The 15338-nt window shown below is 61.9% G+C and carries 11 protein-coding genes and 1 pseudogene; 9 read left to right on the top strand and 3 right to left on the bottom strand.

What is annotated here, in order from left to right; translation table 11 throughout:
• The 3 genes from ACTJKE_RS23735 to ACTJKE_RS23745 all read right to left on the bottom strand — a co-directional run bounded on the left by ACTJKE_RS23735 (position 1) and on the right by ACTJKE_RS23745 (position 3721).
• The gene (locus tag ACTJKE_RS23735; RefSeq protein ID WP_058327712.1) at positions 1-1050 is read right to left on the bottom strand and encodes an ABC transporter permease; all 1050 of its coding nucleotides are present in this window, start codon (positions 1048-1050) and stop codon (positions 1-3) included.
• The gene (locus ACTJKE_RS23740; RefSeq protein ID WP_058327711.1) at positions 1040-2569 is read right to left on the bottom strand and encodes an ABC transporter ATP-binding protein; all 1530 of its coding nucleotides are present in this window, start codon (positions 2567-2569) and stop codon (positions 1040-1042) included. The genes ACTJKE_RS23735 and ACTJKE_RS23740 overlap by 11 nt, the downstream gene beginning before the upstream one ends.
• A gap of 126 nt (positions 2570-2695) precedes the next feature.
• Positions 2696-3721, bottom strand: coding sequence for a BMP family protein (locus tag ACTJKE_RS23745; RefSeq protein WP_058327710.1), 1026 nt, complete (start codon positions 3719-3721; stop codon positions 2696-2698).
• 240 nt (positions 3722-3961) lie between these two features.
• On the opposite strand from ACTJKE_RS23745, the pseudogene ACTJKE_RS23750 reads away from it, so the two are divergent.
• The 9 genes and pseudogenes from ACTJKE_RS23750 to ACTJKE_RS23790 form a co-directional block, all read left to right on the top strand.
• Positions 3962-4205 (top strand): annotated as a pseudogene (locus ACTJKE_RS23750) (aspartate 1-decarboxylase); the annotation flags it as partial.
• Between the two features lie 316 nt (positions 4206-4521).
• Positions 4522-5268: a protein-L-isoaspartate(D-aspartate) O-methyltransferase gene (locus ACTJKE_RS23755; RefSeq protein WP_058327709.1), complete on the top strand. Its 747-nt coding sequence runs from the start codon at positions 4522-4524 to the stop codon at positions 5266-5268.
• Positions 5265-7709, top strand: a complete 2445-nt coding sequence (locus tag ACTJKE_RS23760) for a class I SAM-dependent methyltransferase (RefSeq protein WP_058327708.1) — start codon at positions 5265-5267, stop codon at positions 7707-7709. Before ACTJKE_RS23755 ends, ACTJKE_RS23760 begins: the two co-directional genes overlap by 4 nt.
• Positions 7710-7871: 162 nt before the next feature.
• On the top strand, positions 7872-8225 hold the full coding sequence (locus ACTJKE_RS23765) for a hypothetical protein (RefSeq protein ID WP_156436883.1): 354 nt from the start codon (positions 7872-7874) through the stop codon (positions 8223-8225).
• Positions 8226-8321: 96 nt separating this feature from the next.
• Positions 8322-8975 (top strand): ABC transporter ATP-binding protein, encoded by a 654-nt coding sequence (locus ACTJKE_RS23770; protein ID WP_058327737.1) that lies wholly within the window; start codon positions 8322-8324, stop codon positions 8973-8975.
• Positions 8972-11383, top strand: coding sequence for an ABC transporter permease (locus ACTJKE_RS23775; protein ID WP_058327706.1), 2412 nt, complete (start codon positions 8972-8974; stop codon positions 11381-11383). Before ACTJKE_RS23770 ends, ACTJKE_RS23775 begins: the two co-directional genes overlap by 4 nt.
• Positions 11373-12446 (top strand): lipocalin-like domain-containing protein, encoded by a 1074-nt coding sequence (locus tag ACTJKE_RS23780; protein WP_058327705.1) that lies wholly within the window; start codon positions 11373-11375, stop codon positions 12444-12446. The genes ACTJKE_RS23775 and ACTJKE_RS23780 overlap by 11 nt, the downstream gene beginning before the upstream one ends.
• A gap of 208 nt (positions 12447-12654) precedes the next feature.
• Positions 12655-13200: an ATP-binding protein gene (locus ACTJKE_RS23785; protein ID WP_440637386.1), complete on the top strand. Its 546-nt coding sequence runs from the start codon at positions 12655-12657 to the stop codon at positions 13198-13200.
• Entirely contained in the window at positions 13178-15022 is a 1845-nt protein-coding gene (locus tag ACTJKE_RS23790; RefSeq protein ID WP_058327703.1) for a heavy metal translocating P-type ATPase, read from the top strand. Before ACTJKE_RS23785 ends, ACTJKE_RS23790 begins: the two co-directional genes overlap by 23 nt.
• Positions 15023-15338: the final 316 nt, after the last annotated feature.

Below are 15338 nucleotides of genomic sequence, written 5' to 3' on the forward strand. Positions count from 1 at the left end.
TCACCTCCACCTAATCCGGAATCGCGCCAGAAGGATCGCGACAACCATCGACAGAAGCGAAGTAGCGACCATGACGTCGGCTATGTAACTGGGCACTTTGGCGGCACGGCTCATGGCATCGGCGCCGACGAAGATGCCGGCGACAAAGATGGCCGATGCGATGACGCCAAGCGGATTGAGCATGGCGAGCATCGCGACGACGATGCCGCTGTAACCGTAGCCTGGCGACAGGTCGAGCGTCAGGTTTCCCTTGAGCCCCGAGACTTCGGAAAAGCCTGCAAGTGCGGCCAAACCGCCCGAAAGCAACGCCGTCTTCATCAGCGTGCGGTTGACCAGAATGCCGACAAAACGTGCCCCCTCGGGATTGTGGCCGACGGCGCGCATTTCGTAGCCGAGAACCGTCTTTTTCATGACGACCCAGACGAGAACGGCCGAAACAAGCGCGATGGCGAAGCCGTAGTGCAGGCGCTTGCCCTGGATGAGGCGCGGCAGTTGGGCTTCAGCGATGACCTTTTGCGATTGCGGCCAGCCGAGCCCCATCGGGTCCTTGAGTACACCTTCAAGCAGCATCGACACGAACAGCAGGACGATGAAGTTGAGCAGCAGCGTGGTGACCACCTCATCGACGCCGAAGCGGGTCTTCAGCACGGCCGGGCCGAGCAGAAGCAGCGCGCCTGCAGCCATGACGGCGACCATGATCACCGGGATCAGAACGACCGAAGGTAGCGGTAGTGCGCCGGTTCCCAGCACCACGGTGACTACGCCACCGATGTAGAGTTGGGCTTCCGCGCCGATGTTCCAGAGCTTGGCCCGAAAGGCGACGGCGATCGCCAGGCCCGTGAAGATCAGCGGCGTCGCTCGGGTCAGGGTTTCCATAAGCGCGAACTGTGAGCCGGCCGCTCCCTTGGCCACGAGATAGAAGACGGACAGCGGCGAAGCGCCAGCGACGAGAACGAGCATCGACGTCAACACCAGCGTTGTGGCGATGGCTGCCAGCGGAAACAGCAAGGTGACCGCCAAGGACGGCGCAAGCTTTGGCTCAAGCCGCATGGTCGCCGCGCTCCCCGTCGTGGCCCGCCATCAACTCTCCCAGTTGCCGAATGCTGCGCTCGCCGCGCGAAGACGGCGTCGAAAGGCGTCCCTTGAACATGACGATGATGCGGTCGGACAATGCCAGGACCTCCTCGAGGTCTTCGGATATCAGCAGTATAGCCGCGCCCCTGTCTCGTGCTTCGAGCAGCATGCGGTGTACATACGCGACTGCGCCGACATCGAGGCCACGGGTCGGCTGGCTTGCAAGGATGACCGTCGGGTCGGGATCAAGGGCCCGGCCGAGGATCAGCTTCTGCATGTTGCCGCCCGAAAGCAGGCGCATTCGGGCCTCGGGCGAGGGGCATTTGACCTCGTAGTCGGCGATGAGTTTCTCGGCGAAGCCGCGGGCAGCCCTCCAGTTCAGGAAGCCCATGCGGCTGAACCGCGGGCTGCGGTAGCGTTCGCCGATGACATTCTCCGTCACACTCATGTCGCCGATGCTGCCGATAGCGTGGCGATCTTCCGGAATCCTGGCCACGCCGTGGGCGAGGGCCACGCGCGGCGACCAGTCGGCGACTTCCCTCCCGGCGATGGAAATGCTCCCGTTGGTCGGGCGCCGGATGCCGGCGATAAGGGCCGCAAGGCCAGCCTGGCCATTGCCGGCGACGCCGGCAAGGCCGGTGATCTCGCCGGCCGTGAGCGTGAGCGACACTTGATCGAGGCCGGCTCCGTTATACGGCGTCGTGGAGACGCTTTCGAGCGTCAGCAGCGGTACACCCCGCTTTACCGGGGTGACCTCCGTCGGCTTGACCTCCTGGCCAACCATTAGGGCGGCTAGTTCTTTGCGGCCGGTTGAACCCGTTTCACGCTCGCCAACGAGTCGGCCGGAGCGCAAAACCAGCACACGATCACTGACCGACATTACTTCGTGCAATTTGTGGGAGATGAAGATGATCGACAGGCCCTTTGCGACGAGCAGCTTCAGTGTCCGGAACAGCGCATCGGTCTCTGCGGGTGTTAGAACGGCCGTCGGCTCGTCCAGGATCAGGAGACGGGCTTCGCGATAGAGTGCCTTCAAGATCTCGACGCGCTGACGTTCGCCGACCGAGAGTGTGGAGACGGTGGCGGCGGGTTCGACGGCGAGGCCGAAATCGGCCGACAGTTGCTCGATGCGCCGCCGTGCTGCGGCCCGGTCGAGCCGCATGCGCCAGAGGCTCTGCGTGCCAAGCGCGATATTTTCCTGCACCGTCATGTTGTCAGCAAGGGTGAAATGCTGGTGGACCATGCCAATGCCGGCATCGAGAGCCGCGCGCGGATCTCCCGGCGGAAGCCGCTTTCCGAATGCCTCGACGGTTCCCTCGTCAGCGACATAGTGGCCGAAGAGAATGTTCATCAGCGTCGTCTTGCCGGCACCGTTCTCCCCGAGAAGTGCTATGACTTCGCCCCGCTTCAGCTCGAAGGAAATGGCCTCGTTTGCCCTGAGTGGGCCGAAGCGCTTGCTGATGCCGGAAAGACGAAGGACAGGGTTGCTTGACACGGCGGTGACCGGAAGTGGCGATGTGGGAAGCTTCCTTTCCCGTCCAGGGAGAGAGTGGTCGCTTCCGGCGAAGAGTTATCCCCCTCCGGCAAGGTTGCCCACCTCTCCCATGAACGGGAGCACAGGCTAGCTCGACTTGGGCTCGGCGTCGTTGATCTCGACGGTGAATGCGCCGTCCTTGATCATCTTCTCTTTCTCAGCGACCTTGGCCTTGATGTCGTCCGGAACCTTGCTGTCGAAGGTGCCGAGAGGTGCTAGCGAACAGCCGCCGTTCTTCATGAAGGAATAGACGCCGTAGTCGTCGGCCTTGAAAGTGCCGGCCTTCACTTCGGCGATCGCCTTGTCGAGCGTCGGCTCGAAATGCCACAGCGCGGAGGCGACAACGGTGTCCGGATAGTCTGCCTGGGTATCGATGACATTGCCGATCGCCAGGATCTTCTTTTCCTTGGCGGCATCGGATACGCCGAAACGCTCGGCATACAGCAGATCCGCACCGCCATCGATCTGGGCGAACGCCGTCTCCTTGGCCTTGGGCGGATCGAACCACGAGCCGATGAAGGCGACCTGGAACTTGGTGTCTGGGGCAACTTCCTTCACCCCGGCCATGAAGGCGTTCATCAGCCGGTTAACCTCCGGGATCGGGTAGCCTCCCACCATGCCAATGTTCTTGGACTTGGTCATCGCGCCGGCGATGATGCCAGACAGATAGGATGCGTCCTGGATATAGTTGTCGAACACTGAGAAGTTCGGCACGGCGGCATCGGGCTTGAAGCTCGAGCCCATCAGGAAGGCGACGTCAGGGTAGTCCTTGGCGACGGCGCGGGCGGCATCCTCGACGCCGAAGACCTCGCCCAGGATCAGCTTGTGGCCAGCCTCGCAATATTCGCGCATGACGCGCTCGTAATCGTTGTTTGCGGTGTTTTCCGAATAGACATATTCGATGTCGCCGCGCTCCTTGGCGGTATTGGCCGCCTTGTGGATACGACTGACCCACTGCTGCTCGACCGGGACGGTATACACGGCTGCCACCTTTGTCGGGTCGGCAGCGAGCAGGCGGCTTGGAAGACCCGCTGCAGCCACCGCGGCGGAGGCGCCGGCAATTTTGATCAGATTTCTTCTGGAAATGGCGAAATTGAAGGAATTGCTATGCATGAACTTCCCCTCTGATTGATTGCGCGTTTTGGAACGCGTCTTTTTACCACTTGGTCAATGTAGGTGAAGTTGAGGGTGGCAGCAATTGGACGCAGCATAACATTCAATCCGAAACGACCCGACCTCCGCGACAATTCATAAGTATTTTGGCGCGAAAGGCTCTGGAAGTGTCGCGCGCGATACGCAGAGGCCCATTTACTGCAAAAGCTTCGCGAACACTGCCCTCAGCGTCCTGCGTGACATAAAGCGGGCGTTCTATGGCCAACAAATTGCCCTGCTGCCGCCGCACCGAGCCCATCGATCTGGAACAAGAATTCCGGCGCGCGCATCTCCACCTACGTCATATTCGGTCAGCGCGGAACCAGGTGCTGCGTCCTCAATGGTGCGGCCGCAAGGACCGGCCAGCCGGGCGACCAGATCATCATATGCTACTCGGCCTACTACGACCTTGAAGCCGAAAGTGCTGACCTTCGACGAGAACAACGTCCGATCCATCTCTTTGCGCGGTCGCTGCATTCCAAGCGGTTCGAAATAGGCCGGCGCTCACACCCCAGGCTCTGCGGGTCTGACGATCAGACGAGACGCGTATATGGAGGGCGCGCTCGCTGGCGTTCGTGCCATTTGAATTTGACGCGCTCGACAGGACGAATGTTCGCATCGGGGACAACGGCGACCAGCTTGTCTGCCAAGTTCAGCGCCTGGAGAGCTCAAATACGAATTAAAACCGATAAGTGGGCTTATATCTATCAATATTGCCGCTGCCGCCACTATACTCTGGCGATGTAACCGGGAGAGAGTTCATGCGTCCTCTAACCCAGTGCCAAGCGTTAATGGCGGCGGTTCTCGCAGGTGCGGCCGCCGTGGTTTCGACATCCGCTCAGGATCGACTCGGCGAGCGTGCGGCGATGATCGAGACGATCAGATTGCACGCCCGTTCGGCGCCGTCAGCGGTCGAGGGCCAGGGCGTCGATCCGGCTGTGCTGGAGACGATGGGAAGGGTGCCGCGCCACCTTTTTGTGCCCGAGGAGCAGCGTGGTGCGGCCTATCGAGATCGGCCACTGCCGATCGGATACGGACAGACCATCTCGCAACCCTTCATCGTCGCGCTGATGACGGACCTGATCAACGTTGGGCCTGGCGACGCTGTCCTCGAGATCGGCACTGGCTCGGGTTATCAGGCAGCCGTCTTGTCGCCGCTCGCAGCGAAGGTTTACTCGATTGAGATCCTACCGGAGCTGGGCGAAAGGGCGGCCGCCCGATTGGCGGAGCTCCGTTTCGACAATGTCGAGGTGAGGGTGGGAGACGGCTACTATGGTTGGCCTGCCCACGCGCCTTTCGACGGTATCGTGGTGACTGCCGCTGCCAGTCACATCCCGCCACCGCTGGTCGAGCAACTCGCCAAGGGCGGCCGGATGGTCGTCCCCGTTGGAGGCCCCTTTGCGACCCAGTTTCTCATGCTGGTCGAGAAGCGACGGGACGGAAGCATCACGACCCGTCAACTGCTGCCGGTGGCCTTTGTGCCGCTGAGGGGAGGTAGAGCCCAATGAGAGCGGGGCGCCTGCTGCCGGTTGGTCTCATATCGGCGGCAACCCTTGCTCACGAAGTGCTGCTGATGCGGCTCTTTTCGATCATTCAGTGGCATCAATTTGCCTATATGATCATAAGCATAGCACTCCTGGGCTTCGGCGCGAGCGGTACGTTCGTTGCATTGGCCCGCCGCCCTCTGGTGAAACAGTACCCGGCCGCCTTCGCAGCGTCGGCAGCGCTGTTCGGCATCACTGCGGTTGCCAGCTTCGCCGGTGCCGAACGCCTGCCGTTCAACGCGCTCGAGGTCGTCTGGAATCCGGGCCAGCTCGGTTGGCTCGCGGCTAGCTATGCTCTCCTGGTCCTGCCGTTCTTTTTTGGTGCCACCTGTATCGGCCTTGCCTTCAGCCGCCATCCCGGCCAGGTCGGACGCGTCTATGCCTTCGACCTGGTCGGCGCTGGGGTCGGTGCACTGGGCATCGTCGGGCTCATGTTCCTGGTCTTTCCGGCTGCGGCACTGCGCTTCGTCGCGACGTTGGGATTTGCGGCGGCTGCCCTTGCTGCGACGGGCATGGCTCGCCATCGGCGGCTAGCTGCGGGCAGCCTCGGGCTTGCCGCCGCGGTCATCGCGGTGTGGCTGCCACCGTCCTTTACGGCCACCGGCCCGCACATGTCGCAATACAAGGGCCTAAGCATGGCTCTCGACGTCCCCAACGCGCGGGTGGTCGAGGAGCGATCAAGCCCGCTCGGACTACTGACAGTCGTGGAGAGCCCGAGCGTCCCATTCCGGTACGCGCCGGGCCTCAGCCTCGCCAACACCCAAGAGCCGCCCACGCAACTCGCCGTCTTCAGCGATGGCGATAGTGTTACGGCGATGACCGCCTATAGCGGCGATCCGGCGACGGTCGCTTATCTCGACCGGACAACGGCGGCGCTCCCGTACCGCATTCTTGCACGGCCGCGAGTGCTGGTCCTCGGTGCTGGTGGCGGCGAGCAGGTGCTGCTGGCGCTTCGCTCCGGAGCCGAACTCGTGGACGCTGTAGAGGTCAACCCGCAGATGATCGACCTGGCTCGCAATCGCTTCGCGAACTTCGTCGGCGGCATCTTCAGCCGACCGAACGTGCATCTGCATCTAGCCGAGGCGCGCGCCTTCGCTGCGACCGCGGGCGAGCGTTACGACCTGATCCAGATGCCGCTCCTTGACTCCTTCAGCGCGGCCGCGGCCGGCGTGCAAAGCATGCACGAGAATTACACCTATACCGTGGAGGCACTGCGGGCTTACCTGGCGGTACTGAAACCAGATGGCATCGTCGCCATCACGCGATGGCTGCGGGTGCCGCCGCGCGACATCCTTAAGCTGTTCGCCACCGCTACCGCAGCGCTTGAAGCGGATGGCGTGGCCCAGCCCGGCCGGCACTTGGCGCTGATCCGGAGCTGGAATACCGCAACCCTGCTCATCGCCAAGTCGCCGCTCACGGGTGACGACATAGCAGCCATCCGCGGCTTCGCGGCCGAGAATTTCTTCGACATCTCCTGGGTGCCGAGCATCTCCGCGAGCGACGTGAACCGTTACAATCAACTCGACCGGGAATATCTCTACGAGGGAGCCCTCGCTCTCCTCGGCCCTGAACGAGCCGACTTCACGGAGCGCTACAAGTTCGATATTGCGCCGGCCACGGACAATCGGCCCTATTTCTTCGACTTTTTCCGCTGGCGTGCGCTGCCCGAACTCCTGACGCTGCGCACCCAAGGTGGGGCAGCAATGCTCGACTGGGGCTACCTGATCCTGGTGACGACGCTCGTTCAGGCCGCGCTCCTCAGTACCGTCTTGATCCTGCTACCGCTCTGGCTTCGCCGGCGCGCACTCGTGAAAGCCGTACCCCGGCTGCGCTTCGGGCTCTATTTCCTTGCCTTGGGCCTGGCCTTCCTCTTCATCGAGATCGCCTTCATCCAGCGCTTCGTGCTGTTCCTCGGCCATCCGCTCTACGCCGTCTCCGTCGTGCTTGCGGGTTTCCTCGCCTTCGCAGGTCTCGGTAGCGCCTTGGCTGTACGTTGGGTGGCGGCGGTCGGATGCGGATCCGCGGTGCGCGGCATCACCCTCGCTGTCGTGGTAATCGCATTCCTGGCTGGGTCATACCTGCTCGCGCTGCCTTCGATATTCGAACGGCTGCTGGCACTCCCGGATGCCGCGAAGATTGCAATCGCGCTCCTCCTCATAGCACCGCTCGCTGTCTTCATGGGTATGCCCTTCCCCCTCGGCCTCGGCCACGTCGGCGCACGCTCGGAGGAATTTCTTCCCTGGGCGTGGGGGATCAATGGCTGTGCGTCGGTGCTAAGCGCGATCCTCGCCGCACTGCTTGCAATGCATATCGGGTTCACTGGCGTCGTGACGATGGCCGTGATCCTCTATCTTGCCGCGCCGGCCTTACTCGCCGGGTCGCGGGATCACGTCGCAACACGTTAATCCAGATCGGAACTGTTCGCGAGATAGGCGAAACGGGCAATACTGCAATAGATGTCGGCACCCCGTTTGATGTCGATCGCGGCATGCGACAGAACCCGGTGCAAACACGGGGAGGGCGTCCCAAGCAGCCGTGCGGCGTCCAATACATGCGGCGAGGGCGCCGTGCCCCTTTCTTCTCGTCCACCCGCAGCTATTTATCCAAGAACCATCCTGCTCCGACTGGCAGGAGGCGCGGTCCGCCGCCTTTCGGCCGAGAAGAACAGCGAGCGCGTCATGCAAGTTCAGGTCGAAACCTTCGTGGACGACGGTGGTGTCGAAAAGATCCGACGATTTTACCTCAACGGCCGGCAGGTCGAAGTGGTCGAAAACCTCGATCAGTGGCATGGCGCCGACTACCGATACTTCAAGGTCAGGGGCGGCGAGGGTGACGTTTACATTTTGTATCTGGACGTACACCGAACGCAGTGGGCGCTGTATCAACGCTCGCAATCACCGGGCTCCCGCGCCGCCTTGTGACGTTCGACGTCAGTATTCGCATCTCCTCACTGCAGGCCTTTCCAAGCGACTGTGGAGAGTTAAATATGTACCATCGTCCTAATCTTGGCCGCTACGGTGATCGCTCTCCGCAATCTTAGGAAATCCTATGAGACTGCCGAAGGGCGGCTTGAAGTCTTGAGAGGGATCGATCTCGATCTCTGCGCGGGAGACAGAGTTGCCCTGACGGGGGAGTCAGGTAGCGGAAAGAGCACGCTCCTGCATCTCGTAGCCGGCCTCGACCGAGCGGACTCAGGCGAGATCACGATCGGGGGGCGAGACATTTCCAAGCTGAATGACCGGGAACGCGCTGCCTACAGGCGGACAGAAGTCGGCCTCGTATTTCAGCAGTTCAACCTTGTCCCGTCACTAGACGTGGCCGCGAACATTGCTTTCCACGCCAAGCTCGCGGGACGCCACGATCCTCCGTGGGAAAATGAACTCGTGGAGCGCCTCGGAATCGGGTCGTTGCTCACCAGATATCCCGAGCAGCTTTCCATCGGACAACAGCAGCGGGTGGCGATCGGACGAACCCTTGCCGCGCGTCCCGGCTTAGTTCTGGCGGATGAGCCCACAGGAAACCTGGACGAGGCCAACGGAGACGCTGTCCTGGAACTGATGCTCGCGCTATCGAAGGGAAGCGGATCGACACTTCTCCTGGTGACACACTCGCAAAGACTGGCGGATAGGCTCGACCGGCAGGTTTATTTGCGGTGCGGGAAGATCGAATGAAGATGTGGACCGCAGCCACGGCACTTCTGTCCCACTGGCGACGACGACCGCTGCAGCTCGGCGCCCTCTTGTCCGGCCTGGCGCTGGCGACCGCCCTGTGGTCGGGAGTGCAGGCGATCAACGCAGAAGCTCGCGCGAGCTACACCCGCGCCGCGGTTGTGCTCGACCAGAACGGATTGGCGAACCTGGTTTCTCCAAACGGCAGCGCGATTCCTCAGTCCGCGTTCGTGCGGCTCAGACGGGCGGGCTGGAACGTGTCACCAGTTTTGGAGGGAGACTATCGGTTCGGTGTGACCCGGTTAAGGGTGATCGGCATCGAGCCACTGACGATGCCCGCCGAGACTAACACCGTCGACCTGGGAAATGCCGGGGACTTGCTTTCCTTCATCACGCCTCCTGGCATGCTGTTCGTCTCTCCCAGAACAGCGGAAAAAATGCGAGGACAGACGGACCTCGCGCTGCGTGTTTCGGATCGGATGCTGGACGGCGCCGCCTTCATCGACATCGGCTTGGCCCAGAAGCTGTTAAGAAGAGAGGGCGAACTCAGTCGGATTGTGATTGCCGAAAACCAACGTTCCGGTCTGGAGCCGCTTGAAAAGCTTGTTCCAACGCTCTCAGTTCGCGAGCCGAATGCAGAAACCGACGTCGAGCATCTTACCGAGAGCTTCCATCTCAATTTGACAGCCTTCGGTTTTCTCGCCTTCGCGGTGGGGCTGTTCATCGTCTACTCGACGATCGGTCTCGCCTTCGAGCAACGGCGGCCGACCTTCAGAACGCTTCGCTGCCTTGGAGTTTCGTTGAGTGAGCTTGCGGTTCTGCTACTCGCCGAACTTGTCCTTTTCGCCCTCGCCGCCGGGGCGGTCGGCGTCGCGATCGGATATCTGGTCGCGTCGCTGCTGCTGCCCGGAGTGGCCGCAACCCTCGAAGGACTCTACGGAGCCAGCGTGCCCGGCACGCTTTCCCTGCGTCCGGAGTGGTGGGTTTTTGGTTTTGCCATCGCGGTGGCCGGAACATTGGTTTCGTCGGCACAGAGCCTGTTGCGCTTGACGAGGGTGCCTTTGCTCGCGGCGGGCCAACCCCAGACCTGGGGACGATCGTGGCAAGCGGGGCGGCGGTTTCAGGTGCTGGCCGCAGCGGCTTTGCTAGCCGTCTCGGGAGCTCTTCTTCTGTGGGCCGAAGGACTCGAGGCGGGCTTTGGCGTTCTTGGCTGTCTTCTGCTCGGGGCGTCGCTACTTCTCCCTACCGTGCTCTCCGGATTCCTCACCGTCATGCAGCGGACGTCTTCGCGCGCGCTCGTCACGTGGTTCTGGGCCGACGCGCGGCAGCAACTCCCCGGACTTTCCCTAGCGCTCATGGCATTGCTTCTTGCGCTGGCGGCAAATGTCGGCGTCGGAACCATGGTCTCTAGCTTCCGTCTCACGTTCGTCGGCTGGCTCGACCAACGCCTCCCCGCTGAGCTTTACGTCGCTGCCCGGAACGAGGGCGAGGCAGACAGGCTCAGGGCATGGCTCGCAACGAAGGTGGAATCGGTGTTGCCGATCTTGAGCGTGGATGCCGAGATCCGGGGGCAGTCGATGCAGATCTTCGGTGTCGTTGACGATCCCACCTATAGGAAGCACTGGCCCCTGATCGCTGGCATGCCGGACGTCTGGGATCAGGTGGCGTCCGGTCAAGGGGTGCTGGTCAACGAACAGTTTTGGAGGCGGGACCGGCTCCGCATCGGCGATCAGTTGGATCTGCCGGGTGACTGGAAGGCGGCGGTTGTCGGGGTCTATTCGGATTACGGGAACCCAAAGGGCCAGGTCATCGCCGGAATAAATGCTCTGACCTCTCGTTACCCGCAGGTCTCGCGCCTGCGCTACGGTCTCCGGATCCAGCCTGATCAGGTTGCGGATCTACGATCGAGGCTCACGGACGAATTCGGACTACCAGCCGACAACGTCGTCGATCAAGCGACACTGAAGGAACAGTCACGGCGGATCTTCGATCGCACGTTCTTGGTTACTGGCGCGTTGAACATATTCACGCTCGGGGTTGCTGCATTGGCTATGTTCTCAAGCCTCCTCACGTTGTCGGAAATGCGCCTCCCGCAGCTTGCGCCTGTGTGGGCCACGGGGGTCACGAGACGTGATCTCGCTCTTCTTGAGGTTCTAAGGGCGCTCGTGCTCTGGCTGGCGACATTTATCGCCGCTTTGCCCCTCGGCCTGGCGTTGGCGTGGGTGCTTCTCGCGGTGGTGAACGTCGAAGCCTTCGGCTGGCGTCTGCCCATGTATATCTTTCCCTACGAGTGGCTTCGCCTCGGTCTAGTCGCGCTCGGCGCTGCTGTCGTTTCCGTATTCATCCCGCTTCGCCGGCTGGCGGGAGTCACGCCATCGGAACTTCTGAAGGTATTCGCCAATGAGCGTTAGATCGATTGCGATCGCTTTTGCGGTGACGACCATGGCCAGCTTTTCCGGGAGCCAAGCGGCCTCCGAGGGTTTTGGTGGCCTTGGCTCGACGGTCGAAGGGTTTTCGGTGCCGCAGCCTGGCCTGCTGTTCCGTTTCCCCGCCGACCACGGCCCACATCCGGACTTCCGGATAGAGTGGTGGTATCTAACGGCCAATCTTGAAGCCCCCGACGGAACTCAATACGGAGCGCAGTGGACCCTTTTCCGGTCAGCGCTTGCTCCGGGTGAGGCCAACGCGTGGTCGAGCCCACAGCTCTGGATGGGGCACGCAGCCGTCACCACTTCAAAAGACCACTTCGTTGCAGAACGTATTTCACGCGGGGGAGTGGGGCAGGCTGGTGTTGTCGCAGAGCCGTTCTCAGCCTGGATCGATGACTGGCAGATAAAGGGACATGCCGCCCCGGGAACGGATCAGCTGTCTGATCTCAGCCTGACTGCGTCCACAGAGGAATTCGGCTACGAACTCCGCTTAATGGCCACAGGCCCGCTGGTGCCACAGGGCGATAACGGTTATTCGCTGAAATCAGCGAAGGGACAGGCCAGCTACTACTATTCGCAGCCGTTCTATGCGGTGACCGGCTCGCTTTCGCTACCGAGCGGGCATGTAGAGGTGACGGGGAAAGCTTGGCTCGACCGCGAGTGGTCGTCACAGCCGCTCGCGAAGGACCAGACCGGTTGGGATTGGTTCTCGCTGCATCTCGATACAGGGGAGAAGCTCATGGGCTTCCGCCTCAGAGATGAAGGGGAGGGATATACCTCCGCCACCTGGATCACTGCCGACGGGCGACCCGACCCTTTACACGCGACAGCTCTCAAGATCGTTCCCGTGCGAACCGCCAAAGTCGCAGGGCGTCAAATTCCTGTTTCCTGGAACGTCCAGATTCCCAGTCGCGGCTTTGACGTCACGACCCAACCTCTGAACGACCACGCGTGGATGCCAACATCCATCCCCTACTGGGAAGGCCCGATCGTCTTCGAGGGCAGTGTCAGTGGCAGGGGTTATCTGGAGATGACCGGGTACTAGCCCAAACCAAGGGTAGCGGGAAGGTGATGGGGGCAGCTTCTATCGCAACCTGCCTTGCGCCGTCCCGATCGGGTGGTTTCGGGTTGCATTGGGGTCGCAGCCTTCAAAATAGTCCCAAGCGGTTCTTTTTCTGGCTCAATGCCTTGACACTCCGCGAGAAGGGCATAGGTCGAAATCGCTGAATGAACTCGACCATCTGGCCGATACCATGCTCTCCCATGTCGAAGACGAGCTAGCCCGTGCGCGGCTCACCCCGGGCGCTGACCAGCGGGGCGGCGATGCCGACGTCCCAAGGATTGTCGGCGATACGATCCGGCCGCTTCAGCACACCGAGGCAGGCGAGCGCCTTTCATGGGAGGCCGACCTGCAGGAGGGCCTGACGGCGCCGATTGATCCGCATGACTTTCGCGAATTGGTCGGTAACCTTCTCGAAAACGCATCGAAATGTGCCAAGAGCTGTGTGGCTGTCACGGCCGTCCGGTGCGATGGTTTTATCCAGGTAGTGGTCGAGGACAATGGCCCGGGGGTGTCGCCCGAGAGACTGCCGGACCTACTGCGCCGGGGTGTGCGCCTCGATCGCCTGAAGCCTGGCTCGGGCCTGAGTCTGGCGATCGTATCCGAGATCGCCAATGTCTACAATCTGGCCCTAACCTTAGAGAATCGCGTCGAAGGCGGCTTGCGTGCGGCAGTCACCTGCTCCGACCCGCTTCCTTCTCCGGAGACCGGATACCATGGCACATCCGAGCGAAGCTAAACTGAAATATGGCCTTCTGCTTGTAGCGTTAGGCGGGTTGCTGCTTGGGCTCGGCTTACACTTCGCGGGCCGAACGGATGCCGCACGACTTACCTGGACAGTCGCCACCGCTCCGGTTCTGATGGCCCTCCTCGTCGAGATAGCCCGAAGCCTATGGCGTGGGGAAATGGGCCTGGACATAGTCGCTGCGCTGTCGATGTCGGCTGCGCTCATCTTTGGAGAAGCCTTGGCGGCAACGATTGTCGCGCTGATGTATACCGGCGGCACATTCCTCGAAAGCTTCGCGGAGGGGCGCGCGCGCCGCGAGATGCATGACCTGCTCTCCCGCGTGCCGCGGGCCGCGACGCGCTATCTTGACGGCGGCCTGAGCGAGGTTCCTATCGACGACATCCGGCCTGGCGATCGGCTGTTGGTCCGACAGGGCGATATCGTCCCTGTCGACGGGACTGTTGCGAGCGTCCGGGCCTTCCTCAACATGTCCGCATTAACAGGTGAATCGCTTCCCGTTCCATTTGCTGAACATGGAGACGTTTTGAGCGGCTCGACAAATGCAGGCGACGCGTTCGATCTCATTGCTACGCACGAGGCCAAGGACAGCACATATGCTGGCATCGTGCGCCTCGTCGAGGCTGCCCAACGCTCGAAAGCCCCAATGTCGAGGCTTGCAGACAAATGGTCGGTCGGGTTCCTCGCGATGACCGTGCTCATCGCCTTCGCCGCATGGGGGTTCACGGCAGATCCCATTCGCGCCGTCGCGGTACTGGTGGTAGCTACGCCATGTCCATTAATCCTCGCTGTGCCTGTGGCACTCGTTGCAGGCCTGTCGCGCGCGGCGCATTTCGGTGTACTGATCAAGGGCGCACGTCACCTTGAGAATATGGCCCGCATCCACACCCTGGTCCTGGACAAGACAGGGACGTTGACGGTCGGGCGCCCGCAGATCGTATCCATTCAAAGCCCGCTTGGCTACGCCGACGACGAAATTCTAACGCTTGCAGCATCAGTCGATCAGGTGTCGAAACACCCGATCGCGCAGGCTATCGTAGCGGCGGCCCAGCAACGGAATCTCGGCCTTGTCCTGCCCACCGACGTGACGGAAGCAGCGGGCGAGGGCGTCGCGGGATATGTAAATAGGAGGCGGGTTGTTGTCGGCGGCCATGGCTACGTCGAGGCCATCATTGACGGCCCTCCACACGCAATTCCTGAGACGGCCGCCGGGTCGGTCGTCGTTGCCGTCGCCATCGACAACAATCTGGTAGGGCATATCGTGATGGCTGATCCGGTGCGCGCGGAAGCGGCCGAGATGCTCGACGGACTTCGTCGAGAAGGGGTCCGGCGCATCCTTCTAGCGACCGGCGACCGCGCCGCCGTGGCCGAACGCATTGCCGACGGATTGGAGCTCGACGCAGTTCGCTCGGGCCTTTCGCCAGATCAAAAGGTGCTGGTCGTCCTTACGGAGCGGAAGAACGGCCCCGTCATGATGGTCGGCGACGGTGTCAATGACGCCCCGGCGCTCGCGGCGGCCGATGTCGGTGTCGCAATGGGAGCAAGAGGCGCGGCCGCGTCGGCCGAGGCTGCTGATGTCGTCTTGCTGGTCGACCGGATCGACCGCCTGCGCACGGGGATAGAGATCGCCCGAAGGTCACGGAGGATCGCCGTAGAGAGTGTCTTGGTCGGCATCGGTCTTTCGATCTTCGCCATGGTGGCGGCGGCCTTCGGCTACCTGGCCCCCGTCCAGGGCGCGATCCTGCAGGAGGCGATCGATGTGGCGGTCATCTCAAACGCTCTTCGAGCGATCAGGATTTCACCGAAAGTAGCTTGACTGGGGCTCCGCTGACAAGCGTGTTATGTGGGCTAGATGAGTAGGGCGTTTGCGGAATCCCGCCCCTACGCCTCAATACGCGCGGGTAAACCGCCATCGTGCAGGATGTTCAATCCCGTCATATGGTCCGAAAACTGCGAAAGCAATCCCTCGACGACTAAGCGCGATGGCGTTTGCGGAAGCCACCCGCGGATCCGGGCGGCTGGCATAGCGCCGGACGGCCGCAAAAACATCACGCAGAACCGGGGTCATCTCCTTTCGATCGGACGGAGCAAAGTGACTGACATCCCATTCCATGCCGTGTGCATGGCCGAAC

The sequence above is a fragment of the Ensifer sp. 22521 genome (assembly GCF_052044795.1).
In the GTDB taxonomy this organism is placed as follows: domain Bacteria; phylum Pseudomonadota; class Alphaproteobacteria; order Rhizobiales; family Rhizobiaceae; genus Ensifer.

Bases quoted from the DNA above. Each gene is read 5' to 3' on its own strand.
- ACTJKE_RS23735 (WP_058327712.1), bottom strand. From the start codon at position 1,050: ATGCGGCTTGAGCCAAAGCTTGCGCCGTCCTTGGCGGTCACCTTGCTG.
- ACTJKE_RS23775 (WP_058327706.1), top strand. From the start codon at position 8,972: ATGAAGATGTGGACCGCAGCCACGGCACTTCTGTCCCACTGGCGACGA.
- ACTJKE_RS23790 (WP_058327703.1), top strand. From the start codon at position 13,178: ATGGCACATCCGAGCGAAGCTAAACTGAAATATGGCCTTCTGCTTGTA.
- ACTJKE_RS23785 (WP_440637386.1), top strand. From the start codon at position 12,655: ATGCTCTCCCATGTCGAAGACGAGCTAGCCCGTGCGCGGCTCACCCCG.
- ACTJKE_RS23780 (WP_058327705.1), top strand. From the start codon at position 11,373: ATGAGCGTTAGATCGATTGCGATCGCTTTTGCGGTGACGACCATGGCC.
- ACTJKE_RS23745 (WP_058327710.1), bottom strand. From the start codon at position 3,721: ATGCATAGCAATTCCTTCAATTTCGCCATTTCCAGAAGAAATCTGATC.
- ACTJKE_RS23760 (WP_058327708.1), top strand. From the start codon at position 5,265: ATGAGAGCGGGGCGCCTGCTGCCGGTTGGTCTCATATCGGCGGCAACC.
- ACTJKE_RS23755 (WP_058327709.1), top strand. From the start codon at position 4,522: ATGCGTCCTCTAACCCAGTGCCAAGCGTTAATGGCGGCGGTTCTCGCA.